The sequence below is a fragment of the Nocardioides sp. Root122 genome, assembly GCF_001425025.1.
Lineage (GTDB): Bacteria > Actinomycetota > Actinomycetes > Propionibacteriales > Nocardioidaceae > Nocardioides.
The window spans coordinates 204,232-226,393 of record NZ_LMDE01000001.1 but is presented as its reverse complement, the minus strand read 5'-3'; the positions used below and the strand labels follow the sequence as shown (position 1 = coordinate 226,393).

Sequence of the window (22,162 nt, the reverse complement as noted above, 5' to 3'; positions counted from 1 at the left end):
CATGGCCTAACCTCGCTCAATGAGCGAACGACTGTCCGCGCGCGACCTCATCGACCTCGTCCTGGACCCCGGCTCGTGGTCCTCCTGGGACACCCCGCCATCGCGCGACGGCGTCCCGGAGGAGTACGCCGCCGAGCTGGCGGCGGCGGCCGAGAAGTCCGGCGTGGACGAGTCCGTGCTCACCGGCGAGGCCCGCATGCACGGGCGCCGGATCGGCGTCCTGGTGGGCGAGTTCGGCTTCCTGGCCGGCTCCATCGGCCGGGCCGCGGCCGACCGGATCGTCGCCGGCATCGAGCGCGCGACCCGCGAGGGCCTGCCCCTCGTCGCCGCCCCGGTCAGCGGCGGGACGCGGATGCAGGAAGGCACGCCGGCCTTCGTGCAGATGGTGCGGATCTCCGCTGCCGTGGCTGCCCACCGCACCGCCGGACTGCCGTACCTCGTCTACCTGCGCCACCCCACCACCGGTGGCGTGATGGCCTCGTGGGGCTCTCTCGGCCACGTGACCGTCGCCGAGCCGGGTGCCCTCGTCGGCTTCCTCGGACCCCGTGTCTACGAGGCCCTCTACGGCAAGCCCTTCCCCAGCGACGTGCAGACCTCGGAGAACCTCTACGCCCACGGCATCATCGACGCGGTCCTGCCGCCCGACCAGATCGCCGACATCCTCGACCGCGCGCTGACGATCCTGATGGCGGCCCGGGAGGGCGTGGCCCCGGTGGCCGACCCGGGCCAGGAGGACGTGCCCGACGTCGACACCTGGGACTGCGTGACCCGGTCGCGGCGCCCGGACCGGCCGGGCGTGCGCCGGCTGCTGCGCTACGCCGCCAGCGACGTCGTACCCCTCAACGGGACCGGGCAGGGCGAGGCGGACCCGGGTCTGCTGATCGCGCTGGCACGCTTCGGGGAGGCGCCGTGCGTCTTCCTCGGGCAGGACCGGCGCGGGCAGACGACCGACCACCCGCTCGGCCCCGAGGCGCTGCGCGAGGCCAGGCGCGGGATGCGGCTGGCGTCCGAGCTCGGGCTGCCGCTGGTGACGGTGATCGACACGCAGGGCGCCGCTCTCTCGCCCGACGCCGAGAACGGCGGGCTGGCCGGGGAGATCGCGCGGTCGTTGGCCGACCTGGTGACGCTCGACGCCCCGACGTTGTGCCTGATGCTGGGCGAGGGCAACGGTGGCGGCGCCCTCGCGCTGCTGCCCGCCGACCGGGTGGTCGCTGCGCAGCACGCGTGGCTCTCGCCGCTCCCGCCGGAGGGCGCGTCGGCGATCGTGCACCGCGACCTCGACCACGCCGCCGACATGGCGCGGGCCCAGCAGGTGCGCGCGATCGACCTCTACCGGCGCGGGATCGTCGACCGGATCGTCGCGGAGAAGCCGGACGCCGCCGATGAGCCGGAGGAGTTCTGCCGCCGGGTCGGCGCCGTGCTCGAGCACGAGCTCAGCGCGTTGCTCGCCGCCGGGCCGGGGTCACCGGAGAAGCGCGCGCGGCGCTACGTCTGAGCGCTCCGGCTGCTCGGTCAGTGCTGCTCGGTCAGTGCTGCTCGGGATCGTCCGATCCGTCGGCGCGCTCGGCCAGGTCGGCGGCCGCCTCGTCCTGGGCGCGTACGACCTCGGCCTCGGTGACCGCCTCGGGCCTGTCCTCGGACTGGTCGGGCTCGGACTGCTCGGCCTCTGCGGCGGGAGCCGCCGCGTCCTGGGGTGCCGGCTCGGGCGGCACGATCGCGGGCACCGTGCCGGTCAGGGTGGCGAGCATCTGGCGCACGTTGGAGAGCTGGGCGTTGATGCTGTCGCGGCGCTGGGAGGCGGCGGCGAGCTCGCGCTCGGACTCGGCGCGCACCCGATCGGCCGTGGCGCGGGCCTCCGCGACCATCGCGGTGGAGCGCTCCTCGGCCTCGGCGAGCATGCGAGCGATGCGGCCCTCGGCCTCGGCACGGCTGCGTTCCATCGCCGCCTCGGCGTCGCGGTTGCGGGCGGTCATCGCGTCGAGCTCGGCCTGGGTGGCGGCCTGCTGCGCCTGGAACTCGGAGGTGGCCTTCTGCCGACGCTCGGCGAGCGTGGTCTCGAAGTCCGCCGCGGCCTGCGCGGCCTTGGCGCGCTGGTCCTCGTGGAGCGCCTCGGCCTCGGCACGGCGGGCGGAGGCATCGCGCTCGGCGGCGTCGCGCTCGGAGTCGGCGGCGGTGCGCGCGTCGGCGAGCACCCGGGCGCTCTCGGCCTCGGCGTCGCGCCGCGTCTCCTCGGCGTAGCGGTCGGCGTCCTGGCGCAGCGCCGACACCTCGACGTCGGCGTCCTTGCGCATCGCCTCGATCTCGCCCACCACCCGGTCACGCAGCTCCGCGGCCTCGGTCTCGGCGAGGGACAGGATCTGCCCGACCCGCTCGCCCAGGTGGGCGTACGTCGGCGGCTCCGGCTGCTGCGACTCCCGCGACACCAGAGCCTCCCGGGACGCGGACGCCTCGGTGCGTGCCTCCTCGGCCACCCGCTCGGCGGCCTCGACCCGCCGGCGCAGCTCGGCCAGCTCGGTCTGGGCGGCGCTGAACGCTCGTTCGACCTCGGCCGGGTCGTAGCCGCGGCGCACGGTGGTGAACAACTCTTCAGGCATCGGGGGTCTCCTGGTCGGGCTGGAACTCGGGGGCGAAGGGGTGGGGCTCGGGGGCGATCTGCCCGGCGCGCGGGCCGTCGGATGCGTCGGTCTCCGGGACGGACAGCGCCTCGATCACGCCTGACCACTGGCCGAGCTCGGTCACGATCTTGTCGCGGCGGGCCTGGAGCTGGGCGATCTCGGTGCGGGCGCGGTCCAGGGCGAGGCGGGCGCTCTCGCGGAGCCTGTCGGCCTCGGCACGGGCCTCGGCGACGTGCGCGACCGACTCCTCGCGGGCGCGGCGCCGCTCCTCGGCAGCCTCCGCGCGCGAGCGGGTGACCTCCTCGGCGACCAGTGCTCGCAGGCTGGCCGCACCGCTCTCGGCTTCGGCACGGCGGCGCTCGAGCCGCTCCACGGCGCGCTCCGACTCGTCGGTGGCGTCAGCGATGATCCGAACTGCCTCGGCCTGTGCCTGCTCGAGCGCGGCTCGCGCCTCGGCCCGGCGCTCATCAGCCGCGTGGAACGCGTCCTGGGCGACCTCCTCGGCGCGCTGCTTGGCCTCGGCCACCTCCAGGGCGACACGGGCGTTGACGGCGGCGATGACTCCCTGCGCGCGCTCGCGCACGAGCCGGGCGTGCTCGCCGGCCTCCGCGTGGGCGCCCTTGCGGATCGAGTCGGCCTCGGTGGCCGCTCCGGCGAGGACCGACTCGACCGTGCGCGTGGCCCATTCGGTCTGCTCCGCCGCGTGGCGCAGCTTCTCCTCGCTCTCCGCGCGGGCCGCGGCGAGCAGCTCCTCGGCTGCCTGGCGCATCCGGTCGACCTCGGCGCCGGTCGTACGTCGCAGCTCCTCGACGTGGAGCCCGGCCTCGTCGCGCATCCGGGCGGCATCGATCGAGGCGGTGGACCGGAGCGACTCGGCCTCGGCGGTGGCCGAGTCGAGGTGCTGCTGGCCGGCGGTGCGGGCCTCCTCGACCAGCCGCGCGGCAGACTCCTGGGCGGTGGCGACGGTCGCGTCGGCCTCGCCCCGGGCACCCTCGAGGAGCTCGGTCCGCTCCAGGGCGGCGGTGTCGCGCAGCTCCTGGGCCTCGACGCGGAGTGCGACGGCGTCGTCGTGGGCCTGTGCACGGAGCTTCTCGCCCTCGATCCTGGCCGCCTCGACCTGCTCGTCGCGTGCACCCGACGCGGAGCTCATCAGCAGGGCCGCCTGCTCGTTGGCGTCGAGGACGATCGTCGCGGCCTCCTCGGAGGCACCGGCCAGCACCTGCTCCGCCTGCTTGCGCGCCCGCCCGGCCTCGGCCCGGTCCCGCTCGGCCTCGACCTTGAGGACGCGGGCCTCCTCGCGGAGGTCGGCGAGATCGGCGGTGAGCCGCTCCGCCTCGAGACGGGCCTCGCTGACGAGCTGGTCGGCCACCTGCTGGGCCCGGGCGAGCAGGGCGGAGGTCGAGGACTCCCCGGACGTGGCGGTCGGGGCTTCCACGTTCATTGCCACCTGCTCCCTCCGGCCGAGTCCGAGGCACCCATCCTCTCAGGTCACCCCTGGGGGTGACAAAGAGCTGTGTTGAAGGGCTCGCTTCGCTCGCCGTGTCCGCGGCGCGCCGGTGTGCAGTCCGCTCAGAAGAGGAGCGCGGTGCCCGGGTCCTGGAGCATCCCCGCGACGTCGGCGAGGAAGCGCGAGCCCTTCTCGCCGTCGATGTGGCGGTGGTCGAAGGACAGCGCCAGCGTGGTGACGTCGCGCACGACGATCTCGCCCGTCTGCTCGTCGACCCAGGGCCGCTTGCTGATCGCGCCGAAGCACAGGATCGCGGACTCCCCCGGGTTGATGATCGGGGTGCCGGCGTCGACGCCGAAGACGCCGACGTTGGTGATGGTGAACGTGCCGCCCGCCATCTCGGCCGGCTGCGTCCTGCCCTCACGCGCGGTGGCGGTGAGCTCGCCCAGGGCAGCAGCGAGCTCGGTCATCGACAGGGAGTCGGCGTCCTTGACGTTGGGCACCACAAGGCCGCGCGGCGTGGCGGCCGCGATGCCGAGGTTGACGTAGTGCTTGTAGACGACCTCCTGCGCGGCCTCGTCCCAGAAGGAGTTGATCTCCGGGGTGCGCTTCATCGCGAGGATCACGGCGCGGGAGAGCACCAGCAGCGGGCTGATCCGTACGTCGCGGAGCTCGCGCCGCGCCTTGAGCCGCTCGACGAGCTGCATCGTGGCGGTGACGTCGACGGTGACCCACTCGGTGACGTGCGGGCTGGTGAAGGCCGACTGGCTCATCGCCGAGGCCATCATCTTGCGCACGCCCTTGATCGGCTCGCGGGTCTCGCGCTCGCCGGGCGCCGCGGCACGGCTGGCCGGAGCCGCAGCGGGCGCTGCAGCCGGGGCGGATCCGTTGGCCGCACCCTGCACGTCGTCGCGGGTGATCGACCCCGAGGGGCCGGACCCGGTCAGGGTGGTCAGGTCGACGCCGAGGTCCTTGGCGAGCTTGCGCACCGGCGGCTTCGCCAGGGCGCGTACGTCGCCGGTCCCGACCTGGGCGGCTGCCGGGACGAGCGCCTCGGCGGGCGCCGCCGGGGCGGCGGGACGCTGGTCGACGGCCGGCACCGGGGACTCGTCGGCCGGCATGACGTCGTCGGACTGGGCGCCGCCGGGTGAGAACGCACCCTGGACCTGCATCTGGGTCTGGCTGCCGGCCACCGTGCTCGGCGAGGCGGACCCGCGACGGGCGCGACGCATCGGCCCGCGCTCGGCCTTGATCCGGCCGACGAGGGACGCGCCCTCCATCGAGCCGGAGGCGGCGGGGTTGGACAGGTCGATGTCGGCCGGGTCGACCTGCGCCTCGGCCGCCTGCTGGCCTGCCTTCTCGGCCATGCCGAGATAGGGGTCGGACTCGGTCTGCTCGGTCGGGGCCGCGGGCGTCGCCGGCTCCTCACCGGGAGCGCCGATCGAGATGATCGGGGTGCCGACGGGGATGGTCTCGCCCTCGGGGACGAGCAGCGCGAGGACCGTGCCCTCGTACGGCGAAGGCAGCTCGACGAGCGACTTGGCCGTCTCGATCTCGACGACCACGTCGTTGATCTCGATGGTGTCGCCGACCTTGACCTTCCAGGCCACGATCTCGGCCTCGGTGAGGCCCTCGCCGACGTCGGGAAGGAGGAACTCAGACATCAGAAAACCTTTCGGAGCCGGGTCTCGTGACGGTCGCTGCGCGACCTCCTCGACCAACGGTGGGTTGCGTCGTCGTCCTGCAGCGACGCGGACACGGCGAAGCGGAGCGAGCCCATCAGTACGAGAAGGTGCGGTCGACGGCGTCGAGGACCCGGTCGAGGTCGGGGAGGTACTCCTCCTCGATCCGCGAGGGCGGGTAGGGGGTGTCGAAGGCGCCGACGCGGAGGACGGGGGCCTCGAGGGAGTAGAAGCACTCCTCGGTGACCCGGGCGGACAGCTCGGCACCCATGCCGAGGTTGACGTGCGCCTCGTGGGTGACGACGCAGCGGCCGGTGCGGCGTACGGACTCGTAGACCGGCGCCATGTCGAGCGGCGACAGGGTGCGCAGGTCGATGACCTCGAGGTTGCGACCCTCGGACTCGGCGGCCTCCGCGGCCTTGAGCGCCGTCTTGACCGTCGGGCCGTAGGCCAGCAGGGTCGCGTCGCTGCCGGCGCGCACCACGCGCGAGGTGAACAGCGGCTCGGGCGTCGCCGACTCGTCGAGCTCGGCCTTGTCGGCGTGGTACTGCCGCTTGGGCTCGAGGAAGATGACCGGGTCGTCGTGGGCGATGGCCTGCTGGATCATCCAGTAGCCGTCGACCGGGTTGGAGCACGCCACGACCTTGAGGCCGGGGGTGTGCGCGAACTGCGCCTCGGGGCTCTCGGAGTGGTGCTCGACCGCGCCGATGCCGCCGCCGAAGGGGATGCGGATGACGATCGGCATCTTCACCTTGCCCTGCGAGCGGTAGGTGTACTTCGCGACCTGGCACACGATCTGGTCGTAGGCGGGGTAGACGAAGCCGTCGAACTGGATCTCCACGACGGGGCGGTAGCCGCGCAGCGCCATGCCGACCGCGGTGCCGACGATGCCGGACTCCGCGAGCGGGCTGTCGATGACGCGGTCCTCGCCGAAGTCCTTCTGCAGGCCGTCGGTGATGCGGAAGACGCCACCGAGCTTGCCGACGTCCTCGCCCATGAGGAGGACCTTGTCGTCGTCCTCCATGGCCTTGCGCAGGCCCATGTTGAGACCCTTGGCCAGGGTGATCTTGCTGGTGCTCATCTCAGTGGGCTCCTTCGAACGACTCGAGGTAGGCGGCGAAGCCGTCGCGCTGGGCGGCGATCTCGTCGGTCATCTCGCTGAAGACGTAGCCGAACTGGTCGAGCGGCTTGGGGTCGGGCAGTGCCTTGCAGCCCTCGCGCAGGTGGTGGCCCAGCTCCTTGGCCTCGGCGTCGAGGTCGTCGAAGAACTGCTGGTCGACCAGGCCGTTGCGGCGCAGGTAGACCTTGAGGCGCTCGATCGGGTCCTTGAGCTTCCAGTGCTCGAGCTCGTCGTTGAGGCGGTAGCGCGTCGGGTCGTCGGTGGTGGTGTGCGCACCCATCCGGTAGGTGTAGGCCTCGACGAACGACGGACCGTTGCCCTCGCGGGCGCGCTGCAGCGCGGCCTTCGTGACGGCGTAGGTCGCGAGCACGTCGTTGCCGTCGACGCGGATGCCCGGGAAGCCGAAGCCCAGCGCACGCTGGTAGAGCGGGATGCGGGTCTGGCGCTCGATCGGCTCGGAGATCGCCCACTGGTTGTTCTGGCAGAAGAACACCACGGGGGCGTTGTAGGAGGCGGCGAAGATGAACGCCTCGTTGACGTCACCCTGCGAGGACGCGCCGTCGCCGAAGTGGGCGATCACGGCCGCGTCGCGCTCGGGGTCACCCGTGCCGACGACGCCGTCGCGCTGCATGCCCATGGCGTAGCCGGTGGCGTGGAGGGTCTGGGCGCCGATGACGATCGTGTAGAGCCCGAAGTTGTTCTCGTTGGGGTCCCAGCCGCCCTGGTCGACGCCGCGGAACAGGCCGAGCAGGCGGAGCGGGTCGACGCCCTTGCAGTAGGCGACACCGTGCTCGCGGTAGGTCGGGAAGACGTAGTCCTGCGGGCGCAGGGCGCGGCCGGCGCCGATCTGGGCGGCCTCCTGGCCGAGCAGCTGGGCCCAGATGCCGAGCTCGCCGTGGCGCTGGAGCGCGGTCGCCTCGACGTCGATGCGCCGGGTCAGCACCATGTCGCGGTAGAGGCCGCGCAGCTCCTCGGCGGAGAAGTCGTGGTCGAACTCGGGGTGGTGGATGCGCTCGCCCTCGGGCGTGAGCAGCTGGACGAGGTCGGGGCCACCGTCGGACTGCGAAGGCCCGAAGACCTCCGCAAGGTCGGGGCCGAAACCAGAAGGATCGGACAACGCAATCTCCTCACAACAGCTAGCGGCGGTCCCGGGATCGCCGGACGCCGACGGCTTGCAGCGTGGTCGTCGGCGTGTGTGACCCCGACCACAATGATGGGCTCAACGTATCGGCCGCAGCCTGCCAGCACCAATCTGGAGGGCGTCCGCGGGGACCCCCGGCGCGCACCCGGGCGCGCAGACGAGCCAGCGCCGACGGACTCGTGGGTGATCCGTCGACGCCGGCTCCCTCCATGGGGGGTGGAGGCTCGGGCGCCTGTCTGCATGCGCCCGAAGCTCGGTCCCGGAGGTGTGTCCTCCCCCGAGGTCAGAGTCCGGGAGGACCGGCGAGACTGGTGTCGCCCCCCTGTCCGACGGTGTCGTCGGCCCTCCCGTATCCGCGGCCCCCTGCACACCCCCGTGCCTTCCGCGAAGCTCTACGCACAGCATCGGGATCCGCGGAGCACACGGCCAGACCCCTGCCCGAAGATCGGGCAAGCGTGCGGGGACGCTTGACGGTTTCTGTACGCCGCGTGCCGATCAGCGGCGCTGCGGACCAGACCGGACGTAGCCTGACGCCCTGGCCGAACGTCGAACCCGGGGGGTGCGAGCGCGTGCGACACCTGAGCCGTGGGCTGCTCGCGACGGTCGTCGCGGTCCTGGCGCTCGGTGCGTCCTCGCCGGTCTCGCAGGCCGACGTGACCACCTTCCCGCCGCGACCGCTCTTCTGGGAGCAACCGCTGGCGGACCCCTCCGTGGTCCACGACGGGTCGCGGTGGTTCGCCGCCGGCACCGGGTGGCGCGGCGGCACCAGCAGCAGCCCCCAGGAGTACGCCGGCTGGGCGCCCGGCGCGCCGTTGCTCGACGCGCGGCCGCTCTGGGCGCGCAACGGCGACGTGTGGGCGCCGGAGGTCGAGCGAGCGTCCGACGGCACGTGGCTCGCCTACTACTCGGTCCCGGTCATCGGGCTGCCCGACATCAACGACCGCTGCATCGGCGTGGCCACCTCGCCCGACCTCGCGACGCCGTTCACGCCCCTGCACTCGCAGCCCCTCGCCTGCCCGTCCGGTGCCTCGACCTCGCCGGCCAGCGACGTCGTACCGACCGAGGCGGGGCTGCCACGACGCGGGGTGATCGACCCGTCGTCGTACGTCGCACCCGACGGCCGGCGGTTCCTGCTCTACCGCACCCAGGGCATGCCGTCCTCGATCCGCATGGTGCGCCTCACCCGGAGCGGGCTCCGCGCCGCGGGACCCAGCCGGGAGATCCTGCGCGACCCGGGCGTCGTGGAGAACCCCGAGCTCGTCGACGCGCGTGGTCGGCACCACCTGCTGCTCAGCCGGGGCGACTTCGGGCGCTGCGGCTACCGCACCGTGTGGCGCGAGTCCACCTCGATCAGGCGCGGCTGGCAGTCCGCGCCCGAGCGGGTGCTGCTCGACCGCGAGAGCACCGGGATCTGCGGGCCGGGCGGCGCCGACTACGTCGCGACGACGCCCAACCGGCTGTTCGTCCACGGGTGGGTATGCGACGGGGTCAACGGCCCCTGCGAGTCGACGTACTCCTCGCACTCCGACGTGCTCCGGCGCGGGCACCGGGTGCTCTACCTCGCGCGGCTCCGCTGGACCGCCGACGGGCCGCGGCTCGCCCGCTTCGGGCAAGGCCCCGCCTGGACGTCGCCACCCAGCCCGTCGCCGACCCCGACGCCGACCCCCACTCCGACTGCGACGCCCACCCCGACGCCGAGCCCGACGCCCACTCCGACGCCGACCCCGTCACCCACACCCAGCCCGCCGACCACCAGCCCGCCGACACCGACCGGCTGAGGACGGGGCCCCGGTCAGCCTCGACCGTGCGGCGTGAGCCAGCCCGACTCGTCAGGACCGACGGGCACGATGCCGGTCGGGTTGATGTCCTCGTGGACGACGTAGTAGTGCCTCTTGATCTGGTCGAAGTCGACGTCGTCGGCGAAGCCCGGGGTCTGGAAGAGGTCGCGCGCATAGCCCCAGAGGTTCGGCATCTCGGTGAGCTTGTTGCGGTTGCACTTGAAGTGCCCGTGGTAGACGGCGTCGAAGCGGACCAGCGTGGTGAACAGCCGGACGTCGGCCTCGGTGATCTGGTCACCCATCAGGTAGCGCCGGTCGGCGAGGCGCTCCTCGACCCAGTCCATCGCGGTCCAGAGCCGGTCGTAGGCGTCCTCGTAGGCCTCCTGCGACCCGGCGAACCCGCAGCGGTAGACGCCGTTGTTGATCTCGGTGAAGATCCGCTTCATCACCGGTTCCATCTCCGCGCGGAGGTCCGCGGGCCACAGGTCCGGCGCGTCGGGGCGCTGGTGCTCGCGCCACTCGAAGAAGAGGTCGTGGGTGATCTGCGGGAAGTCGTTGGTGACGACCTGGCCCGACTCGACCTCGACGATCGCCGGCACGGTGATGCCGCGCGGATAGTCGGGCTCGCGGGCGAAGTAGGCCTCCTGGAGCCGTTCGATGCCGAGCACCGGGTCGCGGCCGTCCGGGTCGAGGTCGAAGGTCCAGCTGCGCTGGTCGTGCGTCGGGCCCGGCGCACCCCACGAGATGACGTCCTCGAGGCCGAGCAGGCGGCGCACGATGATCGAGCGGTGCGCCCACGGGCAGGCGCGCGCGGCGACGAGGCGGTAGCGGCCCGGGGTCGCCTCCCACACGGGCACGTCGCGGGGGCTGTCCTTCGACCCGCTGGGGAACTCCTCGTCGAGCGGGTCGGCCGACCGCTCCCCCGCCAGGATGCGGTCGGGGAGGTAGGTCATGTCGCGCTCGAAGGGCTGGCCCTGCTTCGTGTAGCTCGCACTGTCGTTCACGCTTCAACCTTACTGACCGCCGCCCGCCGGGGTAGTCCAGTGGCGAATGGCTGGCAGGACTCCGGTGTCGCAGCCAATTCCCACTGGACTACCCCGCGCCGACTGCAAAGATTTGTTTGCAAATGACTCTTTGCAGTCTTAGCCTCGTGCCATGCCGTCCTCCATCACCCCCGACATCGCGGGTCTGCGCGCCCTGAGCCACCCGGTCCGCCTGCGGATGCTGGCGCTCCTCCGCGGCGAGGGGCCCGCCACCGCCACCACGCTCGCACAACGCCTCGACCTCAACACCGGCGCGACGTCCTACCACCTGCGCCAGCTCGCGCAGCACGGCTTCATCGAGGAGGACACCGAGCGCGGCAACGCCCGTGACCGCTGGTGGCGGGCGGCGCACGAGAGCACCCGCACCGACTTCCGCGAGAGCGGCACCGTCGACAGCGACGTCGAGGCCTACCTGACCACCGTCGCGCTGATGTACGCCGACCGCATGCGCGCCGCCGTCGCCGAGATGGCCTTCCTCCCCCAGGAGTGGCGCAGCTCCGGCACGTTGAGCGACTGGGAGGTCCGGCTGACGCCCGCCCAGGCCGAGGCCCTGCTGCGCTCCCTCGTCACCACGATCGAGGCGACCGAGGACTCCGACGCCGACGACGCCGCCCCGTTCGTCGTCAACCTCAACGCCTTCGTCCGGCCGGGCCAGCAGTGGGGTGCGTCGTGACCACCCGCCGGCCGCTCGTCGGCGGACTGGTCGCGGAGGGCATCTCGTTCGTCGGCACGCGGGTCTCGATGATCGCGATCCCGTGGTTCGTCCTGTCCACGACCGGCTCGGCCACCCAGACCGGGCTCGTGGCCGCGGCCGAGATCACGCCGCTCGTCCTCTTCAAGGCCCTCGGTGGCCCGCTCCTCGACCGGGTCGGGCCGCGCCGGGTGACGCTGGCCTGCGACCTCCTGTCTGCCTTCGTGGTCGCCGCGATCCCGGTGCTGCACGGGCTCGGGATGCTCGGGTTCCCGACGCTGCTGGTGCTCGTCGCGGTGGCCGGCGCGCTGCGCGGTCCGGGCGACGCGGGCAAGGCGGCGATGTCCCCGGAGATCGCGCGCACGGCGGGCTGGTCCCTCGAGCGGGTCAGCGGCCTGACCGCGGCCGTCGAACGCACCTCGTCGATGGGGGGCGCGGCGCTCGCCGGCGTGCTCGTCGCCTCGGTCGGTGCCACCAACGCCCTCTACGTCGACGCCGCGTCGTTCCTCGTCTCGTTCGCGGTCTTCGGCGTCGCGACCTCCGGCCTGGGCCGGCCGGTCCCGCCCGCGGTGGACGCCGACGCGACGTCGTACGTCCAGGAGCTGCGGGAGGGCTGGCGCTTCCTGCGCACCGAGCCGGTGCTCATCGCGATCTGCGCGATGGTCGCGGTGACCAACCTCGTGGACCAGGCCTATGCCACCGTGCTCGCACCGGTGTGGGCCAAGGAGTCCGGCGCGGGCGTGGCAGTGCTCGGCACCCTGTTCGCCGTGATGAGCGGGGCGTCGGTGCTCGGCGCGCTCACCGCCGCCCGGTGGGGCGAGACGCTGCCGCGCTTCCGCACCTACGTCATCGCGTTCCTCGTCGCGGGCGCACCGCGCTACGTGGCGATGGCGCTCGAGTCGCCGGTCTGGGCGGTGTTCGCGGTGACCGCGGTCGCCGGCGCGGCGTCGGGCTTCCTCAACCCGATCCTCGGCGCGGTGATCCTGGAACGGATCCCGGCCCCGCTGATGGGCCGGGTCTCCTCCCTCAACACCGCGATCTGCTGGTCGCTGATGCCGCTCGGCGGCGTGCTGGGCGGCCTCGCCGTCACGGGGCTCGGCCTCTCGCCCGCGCTCCTGGTGGCGGGAGCGGCGTACCTCGTGACGACGATGGCGCCGACGCGGCTGCCGTCCTTCCGTCAGATGGACCGCCCGCCCGCCACCGCCTCCGTCGCGGAGACGCCGACCCGGGCCTGACGAGCCGACTTGTCAGGCTCTCGCTGAACCCTCAGGGCGCGAAGCGGGCCGCGACCTCGACCACGCGGTCGAAGGCCTCCGACTCACCGATGCTGACGCGCACGCCGTCGCCGGCGAAGGGCCGCACGGAGATGCCGACCTCGCCGCACGCGGCCGCGAAGTCGAGCGCGCGGTCGCCCAGCGGGAACCAGACGAAGTTGCCCTGCGCGTCGGGCAGCTCCCAGCCCACCTCGCGCAGCCGGTCGACGAGGTCGGCGCGACGAGCGACGAGGTCGTCGACGCGCGCGAAGAGCTCGTCCTGTGCCTCCAGCGAGGCGATGGCCGCGGCCTGGGCGACGTGGCTGACACCGAAGGGCAGGGACACCGCACGCAGCGCGGCGGCGAGCGGGGCGGGGGCGACGGCGTAGCCGACCCGGAAGCCGGCGAGGCCGTAGGCCTTGGAGAAGGTGCGGGTCAGCACGACGTTGTCGTGGCGCCGGTAGGTCGCGATGCCGTCGACGGCGTCGTCCATCCGGACGAACTCGAGGTAGGCCTCGTCGACGACCACGACGACGTCAGTCGGCACCTTGGCGATGAAGGCGTCGAGCTCGGCCTGCGTCACCGCGGGTCCGGTCGGGTTGTTGGGCGTGCAGACGATGACGACCTTGGTGCGGTCGGTGATCGCCGCGGCCATCGCGTCGAGATCGTGGTGACCGTCGGCGGCCAGGGGGACCTGCACGCTCCTCGCGCCGCCGGCCGTGACGGCGATCGGGTAGGCCTCGAAGGAGCGCCACGCGTAGACGACCTCGTCGTCGGGCGCGCAGAAGGCGTTGACGAGCTGGTAGATCAGGCCGACCGAGCCGGTGGCCGCGGCGAGGTCCTCGACCGGCACCCCCATCGCCTCGCCGAGGGCGGCGTAGAGCGCGGTGCTGCCCATGTCGGGGTAGCGGTTCATCTGCGCTGCCGCCTCGGTGGCCGCCTCGAGCACGCCGGGCAGGGGCGGGTAGGGGTTCTCGTTGGAGGAGAGCTTGTAGGACGTCAGGCCGGGTCGGGCGACGGGGGGCTTGCCGGCGACGTACGCAGGGATGGCGAGCACGTTGGGCCGGGGCTGCGGGGTGGAGGTTGCCATGGGGCTGACCCTAGTGAGCGGTGCGCCGGCCCCGCCACGGCCGGGTGAGCGGCAGCAGCAGCACGCCGAGCAGGAAGCCGATCCCCGCGCCGAGGACGTTGTCGACGACGTCGGTCACGTCGCACGCGCGGTCGAGGCGAGCCAGCTGGAGCTGCACGAGCTCGATGCCGAGGCTGTACGCCGCCAGCGCGAGCAGGCCGAGCGGCGCGAGCACGACGCCGTACCAGCCGCGGGCGACCGCCAGCACGAGGAACAGCCCTGCCGGCACGAAGAGCAGCACGTTGAGGGTCCGCTGGTCGAGGCCGAAGACCTCGAAGGCGGCCCCGGACGGACCGCCGTAGTCCCACGAGCAGGACTCGCTGCGGCTCTCGGCCGGCACGAAACCGACATCGGGGCGCGTCGGCACCAGGGTGACCAGCGCGATCCCGACCAGGGACCACACCAGCCCGGCGACGGCGACCGCGGAGGTGGTGCCGAGCCAGCGGCGCAGGACGAGCGCGAGCAGGACCGCGACCACGCCGGCGAGCAGCGCGCCGAGCACCATCACGCCCGCGCCACCGATCGTCACCACCCCGGGACACTAACCGGGCGAACCGGCCATCCCCGGTAGTCCCCTACGTTCTGGCACCGCGGCCGTCCAGAACGTAGGGGACTACGCCGCTAGGGTCGGGGCCATGCGCTTCGTGACGTGGTTGCTGACGTACGCCGCCGGGCTGGCCGTGGCGGCCCAGCTGCTGGACGGCATCTGGTTCGACGGCCCGAGGAACGGGCAGGCCGAGCTGCAGGAGAAGATCGTGCCGCTGCTGGTGGTGGCGCTGATCCTCGGTCTCGTGTCGACGTTCATCGAGCCGGTGATCAAGCTGCTGTCGCTGCCGTTCATCATCCTGACGCTGGGCTTCCTGCTGCTGGTCATCAACGCGCTCATGCTGATGCTGACCGCCCGGCTCGCCGACGCCTTCGACCTCGGCTTCCACGTCGACGGCTTCTGGAACGCGCTGGTGGGCGCCCTGATCGTGACCGTCGTCGGCTGGGGCGTCCGGACGGCCCTGCCCGCCCGGGACTGAGGCGCGTGCGGCTCCCCGAGCCCCGGACGCCCGGCAGCTACCGCGTCGCGCTCGTCTGCCTGGGCAACATCTGCCGCTCCCCGATGGCCCACGTCGTGCTGGAGAGCCGGCTGGCCGAGGCCGGGCTCGACGACCGGGTCGAGGTCAGCTCCTCCGGCACCGGCGGCTGGCACGTCGGCAACCCGATGGACCGCCGGGCGGCGGCCACGCTCAGCTCCGCCGGCTACGACCCGAGCCGGCACCGCGCCCAGCAGTACGACGCCACCTGGCCCGAGGCGTACGACCTGGTCCTCGTCATGGACGAGTCGAACCTGGCCGACGTGGGCGGCCGCACCGACCGGATCGGGCTGTTCCGCGACCACGATCCGGAGGATCCGGGTGGTGAGGTACCGGACCCGTACTACGGTGGGGCCGACGGGTTCGAGGAGGTGCTGGCGATGGTCGAGCGCACGAGCGATGCGATCGTGACCGCACTGGAGCGAGCACTGGGGCGCCACGCCTGATGGCTCGCCAGCCGCTGGTCGCCAAGCGCGCCGAGGAGCTCCTCGGCTCGTCCGTGGTGGCGACCTCGCCCGTGGCGGGCGGCGACATCGCGACCGCGACGCGGCTGCGCCTGTCCACCGGGCAGACCGCGCTGATGAAGACGCTGCCGCACCCGCCGGAGGGATTCTTCGAGGCCGAGGCCGCGGGCCTGCGCTGGCTCTCCGAGGTCGACGGCGGCGTGCCGGTGCCGCAGCTGCTCGCCGCCGCCAGCGACTGCGTGATCCTGGAGTGGGTCGAGCAGAGCTCCAAGACCCCCGTCGAGGCGGCGGCCACCTTCGGCCAGCAGCTCGCCACCACCCACGCGGCCGGCGCCGACGGCTGGGGCCTCGATCACGACGGGTTCATCGGCCGCCTCCCGCTGCCCAACAAGACCGCGGGCTCGTGGCCGGAGTTCTACGCCGTGCGACGGGTCCTGCCCTATCTCAAGCTCGCCCGCGACCGCGGGGCGATCACCGACGAGGACGCCGCGTCGGTCGAGGCGGTCATCGGCCGGCTCACCGAGCTGGTGCCCGAGGAGCCACCGGCCCGCCTGCACGGCGACCTCTGGAACGGCAACTGCCTCTGGGGCCAGGACCTCGCCATCCACGTCATCGACCCGGCGGCCCACGGCGGCCACCGCGAGGTCGACCTGGCGATGCTGCACCTGTTCGGGCTCACGCACCTGCCGCGCGTGATGGCGGCGTACGACGAGGCCACCCCGCTCGCGGAGGGTTGGGAGGACCGGCTCGGCATCCACCAGCTCTTCCCGCTGCTCGTGCACGCCTGCATGTTCGGCGGCGGCTACGGCGCCCGGGCGGGCGCGGTCGCCGCGCGCTTCGCCTGATCTCAGGCTCACCTCAGGCGCGGCTGGCATCCTTGCGCTGTGAGCGACTCCCGGCCCCGCGTCCTCGTCGTCGACGACGACCGCGCCGTGCGTGACTCGCTGCGGCGCTCGCTGGAGTTCAACGGCTACGAGGTCGTCCTCGCCGCGGACGGCGCGGAGGCGCTGGTGACGCTCGGCGTGCAGCACCCCGACGTGGTCGTGATCGACGTGATGATGCCGCGGCTCGACGGGATCGAGACCACCCGCGCGCTGCGGGCGGCGGGCAACGACGTACCCGTGCTGGTGCTCACCGCGCGCGACGCGGTGGGCGACCGGGTCGAGGGGCTCGACGCCGGCGCCGACGACTACCTCACCAAGCCCTTCGCGCTCGAGGAGCTGCTGGCCCGGCTGCGCGCGCTGCTGCGCCGCGTCGTGCCCGACCCGGAGGCGGAGGGCGAGGTGCTGACCTTCGCCGACCTGACCATGGACGTCGCGAGCCGTGACGTCGCCCGGGGCGGTCGGCCGATCGAGCTGACCCGCACGGAGTTCACGCTGCTCGAGATGTTCCTGCGGCGGCCACGGCGCGTGCTGGAGCGCTCGTTCATCCTCGAGGAGGTCTGGGGCTACGACTTCCCGACCAGCGCGAACTCGCTCGAGGTCTACGTCGGCTACCTGCGCCGCAAGACCGAGGCGGAGGGCGAGCCGCGCCTGATCCAGACCGTGCGCGGCGTCGGCTACGTCCTGAAGGAATCATGACCAGCCATCGGGACCGCGGATGAGGTCGGCCGCCATGTGGCCCGACGGTCGCTGGCACTACCGCCGGTCGCTGGCGTCGCGGGTCGCGGTGCTGACCACGGTCGCGCTCGGCCTGTCGATCACGGTGCTGGCGTTCACCGCGTTCGTGGTGATGCGCCAGCAGCTGATGAGCTCGCTCGACCAGTCGCTGCTCAACCGCGCGCACCGGGCGACGGCCGACACCACCCTGTCCGGGGTCACCACCGGCCAGATCCCCCCGTGGCTGCTGGGAGCGGCGGACATCCGCATCATCCTGGTCAATGCCGAGGGCAAGGGCATGTCCGGCACGGACATCCCGGACTTCACGCTGGGCCAGCCCGAGTACGACGTCGTCACCGGGCAGCGCGAGTCCGTCGTGCGGACCCTCGTCACCCGGGAGGGCGAGCGCTACCGCGTCGCCACGGTGCAGGCAGGCAGCGGGCAGGCCCTGGTCCTCGCGCAGCCCCTGGCGCCCAACGACCGGACGCTGGGCAAGCTCGGCGGGGTACTCTTCGTCTTCGGCGCGCTGGGGGTGCTCGCCGCTCTGATCGCCGGCTGGCTCGTGGCCCGCAACGGCCTCAGACCCGTGCGCCGCCTCACCTCCGTGGTCGAGCGGATCGCCGTGACCGAGGACCTGACCCCGCTGCGGGTCGAGGGCGACGACGAGGTCGCCCGCCTGGCGACCGCCTTCAACCAGATGCTGCTGGCCCTCGGTGCCTCGCGTGACCGCCAGCGCCGCCTCGTCGCCGACGCCAGCCACGAGCTGCGCACGCCGCTGACCTCGCTGCGCACCAACCTCGACCTGCTCCGCCAGGCCGAGGGCAACGGTCACGGGGAGGGAGCGCTGCCGCCGGAGGCGCGGCTCGAGCTGCTCGACGACGTACGCGGGCAGATCGAGGAGCTCAGCGCCCTGGTCGGCGACCTGGTCGAGCTTGCCCGCGACGAGCCGATGACACGCGTGGTCACCCAGGTCGACCTGGCCGAGGTCGTCGAGCGGGCGGTGACGCGCGTGCGACGCCGCGCCCAGGGCATCTCCTTCGACCTCCAGCTCGACCACTGGCCGGTGGTCGGCGACTCCAGCAGCCTCGAGCGGGCGGTGACCAACCTGCTCGACAACGCCGGCAAGTGGAGCCCGCCGGAGGGCACCGTGTGGGTGCGGCTGGCCGACGGCGTGCTCACCGTCGACGACGAGGGCTCCGGCATCGACGAGGCCGACCGGCCGCACGTCTTCGAGCGGTTCTACCGGTCCGAGGAGTCGCGCGCGATGCCCGGCTCGGGGCTCGGGCTCGCGATCGTGCGCCAGGTGGTCGACCGGCACGGCGGGCGCATCGAGGTGTCCAGCTCACCCGGCGGCGGGGCGCGCTTCTCGCTGTGGTTGCCGGGGGTGGCGGCGCCGGTGGAGTCACCGGACATCCGGTGACCGCCCTGCGGCTCGGGTGCGACGTCAGTCGAAGACCCGCAGCAGCCGCTCGGCCTTCCACTCCGACTCAGCCCACTCCTCCGCGACGTCGGACTTCACCGTGATGCCGCCGCCCGTGCCGAGGGTCCACCTCCCGCTGCCGTCGGTCATCAGCGAGCGGATCACGACGCCGAGGTCGGCGGGTCCGTCGCCGCTGATCCAGCCGAAGGCACCGGCGTACACGCCCCGCGGGGTCTGCTCGACCTCCTCGATGACCTGCATGGTGCGCAGCTTCGGCGCGCCGGTCATGGAGCCCGCCGGGAAGAGCGCACGCAGCGCGCCGATGGTGGTGACGTCGTCGCGCAGCCGCCCGCGCACCGTGGACACCAGCTGGTGCACCGACTCGTAGGACTCCACCTCCATCAGCCCCGGCACCTCGACCGACCCGACCTCGCACACCAGCGAGAGGTCGTTGCGGAGCAGGTCGACGATCATCAGGTTCTCAGCGCGGGTCTTGGGATCGGTCGCCAGGCGCACGCGCTGCGCCTCGTCCTCCTCCGGCGTCGCACCGCGCGGGGTCGTGCCCTTGATCGGCTTGGTCTCCAGGCGCCGGTCGGGCGTGATGCGGGCGTACCTCTCCGGCGAGCTCGAAAGCACCCACGCCCGGGCGTCGTCGACGTCGTGCTGGAGGAACCCGCTGTACGGCGCGGGGTTGAGGTCGCGGAGCCGGAGGTACGCCGTCACCGGGTCGAGGTCGGACTCGCGGACCAGGCGGTGGGTGAGGTTGACCTCGTAGGAGTTGCCCGCGTGCAGGTGCTCCTGGACCCGCGCGAAGCCGGCGGCGTACGCGGCGGGGACCGGACCGCCCTCGGTGGTCGAGGTGCGAGGAGCGCCAGCGACGAGCCTCGAGACCCCCGAGGGTCGATGTGGTTTCGAGGCTCGCTCCGCTCGCACCTCAACCACCGGATGAGGCGGGTGCTCGAAGACCCGCACCGCGGAGGGCCGCATCCAGACCGCGTCGGGGAGCGTGGGGTCGGGGGTAGCGGGGAGGTCCGTGCGGCTGGCGTAGCCGAGGTAGCCGAACCACTGCTCGCCGGGGCGGAGCCACTCCTCGAGGACGGCGAAGACGTCGTCCCCGACGACCTCCGTCGAGCCGCCGGAGTGGGCGCGGACCTCGCGTCGCGCGGCGGACCAGGTGAGCGAGACGTCGTCGTCGGCGAGCCAGCCGATGATGGAGCGGCGGCCCGACCACTCGCGCGCGCCGCCGCCGTCGAGCCAGAAGCACCGCCGGTGCTCCGCGGCGACGCTGATGAAGAAGGAGGCGGGGTCACTCACGCAGGAAGTTCCTGACCAACGCCTCGCCGTGCTCGGAGAGGATCGACTCGGGGTGGAACTGCACGCCCTCCAGCGGCCGGTCGCGGTGGCGCACCCCCATCACGACGCCGTCCTCGCTCCACGCGCTCGCGACCAGGCTCGCGGGCAGGTCGACGGCGGCGAGGGAGTGGTAGCGGACGGCGGCGAAGCCCTGCGCCAGCCCGGCGAAGACGCCGGCACCGTCGTGCCGGATCGCGGCCACGTCGCCGTGCGCGGGCGCGACGCGCGCGACCGTGCCGCCATACGCCGTCACGAGCCCCTGCATGCCCAGGCAGACGCCGAGCACCGGGCGGGTCCCGGCGCGCAGCACCTCGGTGCCGACGGCGAAGTCGGCGGGCGACGCCGGGTGGCCGGGGCCGGGCGAGAGGACGACGTGCGAGTGGCGCAGGACGTCGTCGGGTGCGACCTCGTCGTGCTGGACGACCCGCGGCAGGACCCCCGTCACCGCGGCAACGAGGTGCACCAGGTTCCACGTGTAGGAGTCGTGGTGGTCGACCACGATCACGTCCGGCGTCACGCGCCGAGGCTACTCACCCCCGTGCTCGCTGGGTCGTGCTCACTGGGTCAGGAGCCGGCACGCCTCGGAGACCGGCTGGCCACCCTTCTCGCGGCACCCGTCGAAGGCGGTGAGCCTGGCCTTCAGCAGCTTCACCTCCTGGCGACGCTTCGGGTTGGCCACCTCGTTGCGCTTCTCGAACCGGTGGCGCGCGTAGCTGTAGTACTCGTAGCCCCATTTCCGCTTGCCCGGCCGGGGGTCGAGGTCGAAGCGCGCCAGCAGCGCGGTGCGGCTGCGCACGGCGGTGAACGAGGGGATCCGGTCGAGCTCCGAGCCGGTGAAGGCGGCGTCGGGGTCGCCCCCGGTGAGCGTCTGCTGCGTGTGCTCGAGGAAGGCGTAGGACCGCCGCACCAGCTTCGGCTGGCCGAAGGTCGGCACGATCGAGGCGCCGCTGCGGTAGGGCACGGGGGGCAGGCCGGCGAGCTCCTCGAAGGTCGGCGCGAGGTCGATGTTGCTGGTCACCTCACGGCGCTTGCCGGGCACCACGCCCGGTCCGGTGACCAGCAGCGGCACGCGGACGTCGGTGTCGTACGGCGTCCCCTTGCCGCGGCCCATCCCGTTCTGCCCGAGGTGGAAGCCGTTGTCGGAGGTCAGGACGACGTAGGTGTCGGGCCCGACGCTGCGCAGGATCCGCGAGACCAGCCGGTCGGCGGACTGCGCCATCCGCGCGCGGTCGCGCAGGTCACGCTCGGCGATCGACGCGGGCAGCGTGGCCGTGGTGTTCCAGGCCCGCAGCTTCTTCCCCTTCGCCGAGCGCGGCAGGTTGTCAGCCCGTGCGTCGCCGTAGCCTGGCAGGTCGGCGACGGTCAGCTTGCTGCACGCCACCCGGCCGCAGCTGCGCTCGCCGGTGCGGTCGCGGAACATCGGCGGGAAGAGCGGGTCGCCGGGGTAGTGGCCCTGGGGCTGCGTCCGGTTGTGCGGTGCGTAGACCGCGACCTCGAGGAAGTACGGCGCGTCGCCTGCCTCGCCCCTGGCCAGGAAGTCCATCGCCTGGTCACCGATGACGGCGCCGGCATAGGCGCGGTCCTTCTCGGCGTTGCTCGCCGAGGCCGGCGGGGCGGGGTGCTGCTGGACGGCGAGCCGCCCGTCGGTGACCGACGTGCTCGCGAAGTCCCAGCCGTCGTAGGCCGAGCCGAAGACGGTGTTGAAGGTCGACCAGCCCGGCACCACGGGCGGCAGCGCGCGGCCGGGCACCCACTCGTACTCGTTGAGGAACTTGCCGACGAAGCCGGTCGTGTAGCCGGCCTCCTGCAGGCGCACGTTGAACGCCCGTTCGGGGTTGCCGTGGGTGTCGTAGGCCGGCCAGCCGCCCAGCATCGAGGTGCCGTTGTTCGACGTGTTGGTCCGTACGCCGGTCTGGTGGGGGTACTGCCCGGTGAAGAAGCTCGACCGCGACACGCAGCACAGCGAGTCGGTGACGAAGGAGTGCGGGTAGGTCGCGCCCGCCTTCCGCATCCGTTGCGCCGACCGCATCGTCTGGACGAGGTCCATCGAGAAGTCGTCGAGCATCACCACGACGATATTGGGCCGGGCGGCACGACTGGCCGCCGGCTGCTGGTCCGCGAGGGGCGCGGCACGGCCCGTCTCGCGCGGCGGGCGTACGTCGTCGCCCGTCGTCGTGGGGCCGGTGCCGCCGCAGGCCACCAGCCCGAGCAGGCACACGCCTGCCAGCGCTCGCTTCAGATGTCGCACGTCTCCCCCGTCATGTCCCGAGCCGGCTCGTACAGAGTGACGCCGTGGACGCCCGATCGGTTGCGTGCCACGCCGAATCAATGTCGACCGTTCGACTT

Annotated in this window: 20 protein-coding genes; 9 read left to right on the top strand and 11 right to left on the bottom strand. The window is 72.9% G+C overall.

Annotated elements, in window-relative coordinates; translation table 11 throughout:
- Nucleotides 1–19 precede the first annotated feature (19 nt).
- Nucleotides 20–1,495 carry a carboxyl transferase domain-containing protein gene (locus ASC64_RS01055; protein ID WP_056905667.1) on the top strand — a complete coding sequence of 492 codons (1,476 nt, stop codon included), beginning with the start codon at nucleotides 20–22 and terminating at the stop codon, nucleotides 1,493–1,495.
- Nucleotides 1,496–1,526: 31 nt separating this feature from the next.
- Here ASC64_RS01055 and ASC64_RS01050 read toward each other — a convergent pair whose 3' ends face one another.
- The 5 genes from ASC64_RS01050 to pdhA all read right to left on the bottom strand — a co-directional run bounded on the left by ASC64_RS01050 (nucleotide 1,527) and on the right by pdhA (nucleotide 7,981).
- A complete protein-coding gene (locus ASC64_RS01050) occupies nucleotides 1,527–2,594 on the bottom strand; it encodes a hypothetical protein (protein WP_156384938.1) in 1,068 nt (355 codons plus the stop codon).
- On the bottom strand, nucleotides 2,587–4,056 hold the full coding sequence (locus ASC64_RS01045; RefSeq protein WP_056905665.1) for a hypothetical protein: 1,470 nt from the start codon (nucleotides 4,054–4,056) through the stop codon (nucleotides 2,587–2,589). Before ASC64_RS01045 ends, ASC64_RS01050 begins: the two co-directional genes overlap by 8 nt.
- Before the next feature lie 128 nt (nucleotides 4,057–4,184).
- Nucleotides 4,185–5,726: a dihydrolipoamide acetyltransferase family protein gene (locus ASC64_RS01040; RefSeq protein ID WP_056905664.1), complete on the bottom strand. Its 1,542-nt coding sequence runs from the start codon at nucleotides 5,724–5,726 to the stop codon at nucleotides 4,185–4,187.
- Between the two features lie 115 nt (nucleotides 5,727–5,841).
- On the bottom strand, nucleotides 5,842–6,825 hold the full coding sequence (locus ASC64_RS01035; protein ID WP_056905663.1) for an alpha-ketoacid dehydrogenase subunit beta: 984 nt from the start codon (nucleotides 6,823–6,825) through the stop codon (nucleotides 5,842–5,844).
- Nucleotide 6,826: 1 nt separating this feature from the next.
- Nucleotides 6,827–7,981 carry a pyruvate dehydrogenase (acetyl-transferring) E1 component subunit alpha gene (gene pdhA / locus ASC64_RS01030; protein ID WP_235563462.1) on the bottom strand — a complete coding sequence of 385 codons (1,155 nt, stop codon included), beginning with the start codon at nucleotides 7,979–7,981 and terminating at the stop codon, nucleotides 6,827–6,829.
- 593 nt (nucleotides 7,982–8,574) lie between these two features.
- Here pdhA and ASC64_RS01025 point away from each other — a divergent pair.
- Nucleotides 8,575–9,783, top strand: coding sequence for a family 43 glycosylhydrolase (locus tag ASC64_RS01025; RefSeq protein WP_056905662.1), 1,209 nt, complete (start codon nucleotides 8,575–8,577; stop codon nucleotides 9,781–9,783).
- A 14-nt stretch (nucleotides 9,784–9,797) separates the two neighbouring features.
- On the opposite strand, the gene ASC64_RS01020 is transcribed toward ASC64_RS01025, so the two are convergent.
- Nucleotides 9,798–10,787 (bottom strand): glutathione S-transferase family protein, encoded by a 990-nt coding sequence (locus tag ASC64_RS01020; protein ID WP_056905661.1) that lies wholly within the window; start codon nucleotides 10,785–10,787, stop codon nucleotides 9,798–9,800.
- A gap of 151 nt (nucleotides 10,788–10,938) precedes the next feature.
- On the opposite strand from ASC64_RS01020, the gene ASC64_RS01015 reads away from it, so the two are divergent.
- Both ASC64_RS01015 and ASC64_RS01010 read left to right on the top strand, forming a co-directional pair.
- Complete coding sequence (locus ASC64_RS01015) at nucleotides 10,939–11,499, top strand: ArsR/SmtB family transcription factor (protein WP_056905660.1); 561 nt, start codon at nucleotides 10,939–10,941, stop codon at nucleotides 11,497–11,499.
- A complete protein-coding gene (locus ASC64_RS01010; RefSeq protein WP_056906229.1) occupies nucleotides 11,496–12,752 on the top strand; it encodes an MFS transporter in 1,257 nt (418 codons plus the stop codon). Before ASC64_RS01015 ends, ASC64_RS01010 begins: the two co-directional genes overlap by 4 nt.
- A 31-nt stretch (nucleotides 12,753–12,783) precedes the next feature.
- Here ASC64_RS01010 and hisC read toward each other — a convergent pair whose 3' ends face one another.
- The gene (gene hisC, locus ASC64_RS01005; protein WP_056905659.1) at nucleotides 12,784–13,860 is read right to left on the bottom strand and encodes a histidinol-phosphate transaminase; all 1,077 of its coding nucleotides are present in this window, start codon (nucleotides 13,858–13,860) and stop codon (nucleotides 12,784–12,786) included.
- 10 nt (nucleotides 13,861–13,870) lie between these two features.
- Nucleotides 13,871–14,431: a VanZ family protein gene (locus tag ASC64_RS01000; RefSeq protein ID WP_056905658.1), complete on the bottom strand. Its 561-nt coding sequence runs from the start codon at nucleotides 14,429–14,431 to the stop codon at nucleotides 13,871–13,873.
- A 103-nt stretch (nucleotides 14,432–14,534) separates the two neighbouring features.
- On the opposite strand from ASC64_RS01000, the gene ASC64_RS00995 reads away from it, so the two are divergent.
- The 5 genes from ASC64_RS00995 to ASC64_RS00975 are packed head-to-tail and all read left to right on the top strand — an operon-like array spanning nucleotide 14,535 to nucleotide 18,463.
- On the top strand, nucleotides 14,535–14,924 hold the full coding sequence (locus ASC64_RS00995) for a phage holin family protein (protein ID WP_056905657.1): 390 nt from the start codon (nucleotides 14,535–14,537) through the stop codon (nucleotides 14,922–14,924).
- Nucleotides 14,925–14,929: 5 nt separating this feature from the next.
- Complete coding sequence (locus ASC64_RS00990) at nucleotides 14,930–15,427, top strand: low molecular weight protein-tyrosine-phosphatase (protein WP_056905656.1); 498 nt, start codon at nucleotides 14,930–14,932, stop codon at nucleotides 15,425–15,427.
- Nucleotides 15,427–16,290, top strand: coding sequence for a fructosamine kinase family protein (locus ASC64_RS00985; RefSeq protein ID WP_056905655.1), 864 nt, complete (start codon nucleotides 15,427–15,429; stop codon nucleotides 16,288–16,290). The genes ASC64_RS00990 and ASC64_RS00985 overlap by 1 nt, the downstream gene beginning before the upstream one ends.
- A gap of 39 nt (nucleotides 16,291–16,329) precedes the next feature.
- Entirely contained in the window at nucleotides 16,330–17,025 is a 696-nt protein-coding gene (locus tag ASC64_RS00980; RefSeq protein WP_056905654.1) for a response regulator transcription factor, read from the top strand.
- A 19-nt stretch (nucleotides 17,026–17,044) separates the two neighbouring features.
- Nucleotides 17,045–18,463: a sensor histidine kinase gene (locus tag ASC64_RS00975; RefSeq protein ID WP_235563461.1), complete on the top strand. Its 1,419-nt coding sequence runs from the start codon at nucleotides 17,045–17,047 to the stop codon at nucleotides 18,461–18,463.
- 24 nt (nucleotides 18,464–18,487) lie between these two features.
- Here the strand turns inward: ASC64_RS00975 and ASC64_RS00970 are convergent, their stop codons facing one another.
- Genes ASC64_RS00970 through ASC64_RS00960 form a run of 3 tightly spaced genes read right to left on the bottom strand, consistent with a single transcriptional unit; the run spans nucleotide 18,488 to nucleotide 22,064 of the window.
- On the bottom strand, nucleotides 18,488–19,777 hold the full coding sequence (locus tag ASC64_RS00970; RefSeq protein WP_056905652.1) for an anthranilate synthase component I family protein: 1,290 nt from the start codon (nucleotides 19,775–19,777) through the stop codon (nucleotides 18,488–18,490).
- A complete protein-coding gene (locus tag ASC64_RS00965; protein ID WP_056905651.1) occupies nucleotides 19,770–20,333 on the bottom strand; it encodes an anthranilate synthase component II in 564 nt (187 codons plus the stop codon). The genes ASC64_RS00970 and ASC64_RS00965 overlap by 8 nt, the downstream gene beginning before the upstream one ends.
- 39 nt (nucleotides 20,334–20,372) lie before the next feature.
- Nucleotides 20,373–22,064: a sulfatase-like hydrolase/transferase gene (locus tag ASC64_RS00960; RefSeq protein WP_156384937.1), complete on the bottom strand. Its 1,692-nt coding sequence runs from the start codon at nucleotides 22,062–22,064 to the stop codon at nucleotides 20,373–20,375.
- Nucleotides 22,065–22,162: the final 98 nt, after the last annotated feature.

What these genes read in the sequence shown, in the direction of transcription:
- ASC64_RS01055 (WP_056905667.1), top strand. Translation starts at nt 20, where the DNA reads ATGAGCGAACGACTGTCCGCGCGCGACCTCATCGACCTCGTCCTGGAC.
- ASC64_RS01050 (WP_156384938.1), bottom strand. Translation starts at nt 2,594, where the DNA reads ATGCCTGAAGAGTTGTTCACCACCGTGCGCCGCGGCTACGACCCGGCC.
- ASC64_RS01045 (WP_056905665.1), bottom strand. Translation starts at nt 4,056, where the DNA reads ATGAACGTGGAAGCCCCGACCGCCACGTCCGGGGAGTCCTCGACCTCC.
- ASC64_RS01040 (WP_056905664.1), bottom strand. Translation starts at nt 5,726, where the DNA reads ATGTCTGAGTTCCTCCTTCCCGACGTCGGCGAGGGCCTCACCGAGGCC.
- ASC64_RS01035 (WP_056905663.1), bottom strand. Translation starts at nt 6,825, where the DNA reads ATGAGCACCAGCAAGATCACCCTGGCCAAGGGTCTCAACATGGGCCTG.
- ASC64_RS01015 (WP_056905660.1), top strand. Translation starts at nt 10,939, where the DNA reads ATGCCGTCCTCCATCACCCCCGACATCGCGGGTCTGCGCGCCCTGAGC.
- hisC (WP_056905659.1), bottom strand. Translation starts at nt 13,860, where the DNA reads ATGGCAACCTCCACCCCGCAGCCCCGGCCCAACGTGCTCGCCATCCCT.
- ASC64_RS00995 (WP_056905657.1), top strand. Translation starts at nt 14,535, where the DNA reads ATGCGCTTCGTGACGTGGTTGCTGACGTACGCCGCCGGGCTGGCCGTG.
- ASC64_RS00985 (WP_056905655.1), top strand. Translation starts at nt 15,427, where the DNA reads ATGGCTCGCCAGCCGCTGGTCGCCAAGCGCGCCGAGGAGCTCCTCGGC.
- ASC64_RS00975 (WP_235563461.1), top strand. Translation starts at nt 17,045, where the DNA reads ATGAGGTCGGCCGCCATGTGGCCCGACGGTCGCTGGCACTACCGCCGG.